This window comes from Ideonella azotifigens (assembly GCF_006519715.1).
Taxonomy (GTDB): domain Bacteria; phylum Pseudomonadota; class Gammaproteobacteria; order Burkholderiales; family Burkholderiaceae_C; genus Ideonella; species Ideonella azotifigens.
Window position 1 is genome coordinate 1 of the sequence record NZ_VIDT01000551.1, and the last position, 3,720, is coordinate 3,720.

3 protein-coding genes are annotated in these 3,720 nt (G+C 68.8%); all 3 read left to right on the top strand.

What is annotated here, in order from left to right; translation table 11 throughout:
* A partial coding sequence (locus FKP22_RS32585; protein ID WP_170201045.1) for a M1 family metallopeptidase occupies window positions 1-2,046 on the top strand: 2,046 nt, incomplete at its 5' end.
* Complete coding sequence (locus FKP22_RS23845; RefSeq protein WP_141290157.1) at window positions 2,043-2,954, top strand: hypothetical protein; 912 nt, start codon at window positions 2,043-2,045, stop codon at window positions 2,952-2,954. The genes FKP22_RS32585 and FKP22_RS23845, both read left to right, overlap by 4 nt.
* Window positions 2,955-3,097: 143 nt before the next feature.
* Window positions 3,098-3,720: YoaK family protein (locus FKP22_RS23850; protein ID WP_170201046.1), on the top strand; the 623-nt coding region annotated here is incomplete at its 3' end.

Here is a 3,720-nt window from a genome sequence, read left to right on the forward strand (position 1 = left end):
CCCAGTGCGCCCGGTGCCTGGGGCGGCCCACGCCAGCCCGGCGCGGCCACGCTGTCCGACCGCGTTGTGGACTACCGCATCCAGGCCAAGCTGGACCCGGAGAAACACACCATCGAAGCCCAGCAGCAGATGACCTGGCGCAACCGCAGCGACCGCGAGGTGCGCGCCGTCTACCTGCACCTGTACATGAACGGCTTCGAAGGGCAGGGCAGCACCTTCTTCAGCGAGCAGCGCAACCTCGGTTTCGGCTTTCGCAGCGAGGTGGATGCAAACGAAGGCCAGTGGGGCCACATCGAGCTGAAAAAGGTCCAGCAGGCCGGCGCTGCCGTGCCCTGGTACTTCGTGCACCCGGACAACGGCCCGGAGACCGACCACACCGTTGTGCGGCTGGACCTGCCGCAGCCGGTGGCGCCCGGTGCCAGCACCCAGCTGGACATTGACTTCTTCGACCAGTTGCCGCGCGTCATCGCGCGCACCGGCTACTTCGGCAGCTTCCACCTGGTGGGCCAGTGGTTCCCCAAGATGGCGGTGCTGGAACTGCCGGGTGAGCGCGGTGCCACCGCGCCGCGCTGGAATGCCCACGAGTTCCACCTGCACAGCGAGTTCTACGCCGACTTCGGCCAGTACGACGTGGCCATCACCGTGCCCAAGGGCGTGACGGTGGGCGCCGTGGGTGAGCTGCAGGGCGCCCCGGTGGAAAAGGACGGCTGGGTCACCCACCGCTATGTGCAGGGCGATGTGCATGACTTCGCCTTCACCGCCGACAAGCGTTTCGACACGCCGCTGGAGGCGGATTGGTCCGGCCCTGGCAGCCCTCCGGTCAAGGTGCGGGTGCTGTTCCCGCCCGAGTACGCGCACAACGCGCAGCCGGTGCTCAAGGCCACGCTGGATTCGCTGACCTACTTCTCGCAGACGCTGGGCGCCTACCCGTACAAGACGGTGACCGCCGTGGTGCCGCCGTACAACGCAGAAGAAGCGGGTGGCATGGAGTACCCCACCTTCTTCACCGCCGAGGGCTACAAGGACCTCAGCCCCGGCACTGCGAATGCCTACGGCCTGGACTTCGTGACCATCCACGAGTTTGGCCACGGCTACTTCTACGGCATCCTGGCCTCGAACGAGTTCGAGGAGCCGATGCTGGACGAAGGCATGAACGAGTTCTGGGACATGCGCATGATCCAGGGGCGCGGCCAGCTGAACTCGCTCAGCAGCCGCGGCATGCAGCGCCTGGGCGTGCGTCTGGAAGCACCGACGTTCGAGGTCGAGCGCCTCTTCTCGGTGCTGGGCGAGCCGGCGGACGGCACCGGCGAGAACAGCTGGGACCGCCTCTCCAGCAACAGCTACGGCAGCGTTTACGGCCGCAGCGCCACGGCCTTCCATGAACTGGAGACGCTCATCGGCAGCGAGGCCCTGGCGCGTTCCTTCAAGATCTACTACGACCGCTGGAAATTCCGCCACCCCGCCATTGGCGATCTCCAGGCCGCGCTGATCGAAGGCTCGGGCAAGCCCGAAGTCGTCAACCGCATCTTCGAGCAGCAGGTCTACGCGGCGCAGAAGGTGGACGACCGCGTGAGCAAGCTGGTCAGCGAAGAAGAGCGCCCGCAGCCCGGCACCGTGCAGAAAGACGGCCGCTGGGTCGAGCGCACTGAAGGTGAGATCGACGAGCAGCTGGCGCAGGACCGCAAGGCGTGGGACAAGGCCCATCCCGATGCCAAGCCCGATGCCGCAGGCCCCTTGCCCTTCCGTACCACCGTGACGCTGCGCCGTTACGGCGCCTCGGCGCCCCAGACCCTGGTGGTGCGCTTTGCCGATGGCAGCAGCGAGACCGTGCGCTGGGACGACCAGCGCCGCTGGGCCCGCTACAGCTGGGTCAAGCCGGCCAAGGCTTTGTCGGCCGAGCTCGATCCGCAGGACGAGCATGCGCTGGACACCCACCGGCTGGACAACAGCCAGGTGCTCAAGGCAGAGCCCGCGGCGGCCCGCCGCTGGGCTTATGAAATCGCGGCCCTGGTCCAAACCTTTTACGCCCTGGTGAGCACGCTATGAGTGACGCGGCTGTTTCTTCTTCCTCCGTCCGGGCCACGCTGTGCCTGGCGGCCCGGCAGGCCCTGCAATGGCGCTTGCTGCTGCTGTGGTGGGCGGGCTTGAGCCTGCCGGCACTGCTGCTGTTCCTGCCGCTGTGGCGGGCGCTGGCCTCTTTCGTGGACCATTCGTTGCGCGCGCCGCAGCTGGCCAGCGGCTTCTCGCTGCCGCTGATTGCCGAGATGGTGGTCACCTTGGTCCAGCAGGCGGGCACCGTGCTGCCCGCCGTGGGCCTGGCCGGCCTGGCGCTCACGCTGCTGCTCTCGCCCTGGCTCACCGGCCTGGCCGTGACGGCGGCGCGCCAACCGGCACCGCAAGGCTTTGGCGCGCTGCTGCGCGGCGGCCTGGCCGACTACGGCCGGCTGTTCCGCATCACGCTCTGGGCCTTGCTGCCGTTGGGCCTGGCCATTGCCATCGGTGTTGGCTTGAACAAGGCCGCCGGCCACCATGCCGAGCAGGCGGTGCTGGAAGCCTCTGCCGGCCATTGGGAGACCGCCGCCACGCTCATCGCCGTGCTGCTGGTGCTGCTGGCCAATGCCACGGTGGACGCGGGCCGCGCCCAGTTCGTTCTGCAGATGCGCAAGCGTTCGGCCGTCAAGGCCGGCTGGCGCGGCCTGCGGGTGCTGGCCCCGCGCCACTGGCGCTCGGTGCTGAGCTACCTGCTGATCACGCTGGCAGGCCTGGTGCTGCTGGCCGTCTTCAGCTGGCTTCGCCTGCAGGCCCCAGGCCTGCTGGTGCCTGCCTGGCACCTGCCCGGTTGGCTGGGCACGCTGATCGCGCTGCTGGCCGGCCAGGCAGCGGTGCTGGCGCTGGCCTGGATGCGCTGCGCCCGCCTCTTTGCGCTGGTGGCGCAGGGGCGTGCGGCTGGCTGAGGCGTTCGCGCCATGCCCCTCCCATCTGGGCGAGGGGCGCGCGGCCGCACGGGCGATGTGCGGGAAGTTGAGCGGGACAAAAATGGGCGGCATGCGTGTCTTGCGCTCTGTCTCCCTCACATTTTTCCTCGAAGGACATGCCCATGAGCGCCTTGGCACCCAGCCCCATGAGTTCAACCCGGGCCACCGCGCTGGGCGTCGGCCTGGGTTTTGTGGCGGGCCATGTGGACACGGTCGGTTTCGTCGCGCTGTTCGGCCTGTTCACCGCGCACGTCACCGGCAACTTCGTGCTGATCGGCAGCACCCTGGCGCATGCCGGCGGCAGCGTGACGCTCAAGCTGCTGGTGTTTCCCGCGTTCGTGCTGGCCGTGGCGGCTACGCGGCTGCTGAGCCTGGCACTCGGCCGCCGGGGTATGCCACTGCTGCGGCCCTTGCTGAGCCTGCAATTGCTGCTGCTTGCGGGTTTCATGGTGCTGGGCTGGGCGGCATCTCCGGTGGAACAGCCGCCGGGCGCCCTGGGCATGTGGGCCGGGGTGCTGGGCGCTGCGGCCATGGGCGTGCAGAACGCCGCGGCCAAGCTGGCACTGGGCCAACTCGTGCCCACCACGGTGATGACGGGCAACGTGACCCAGTTGGTGATCGACGCGGTGGACCTGCTGCGTGGCGCCAGCGACGCCGTGCTGCGTGAGCGCATGCGCCGCTTCGTCGGCCCCATCCTGGCCTTCACCGTGGGCGCGGTGGGCGGCGGTTTCGGCTACCTGGCGCT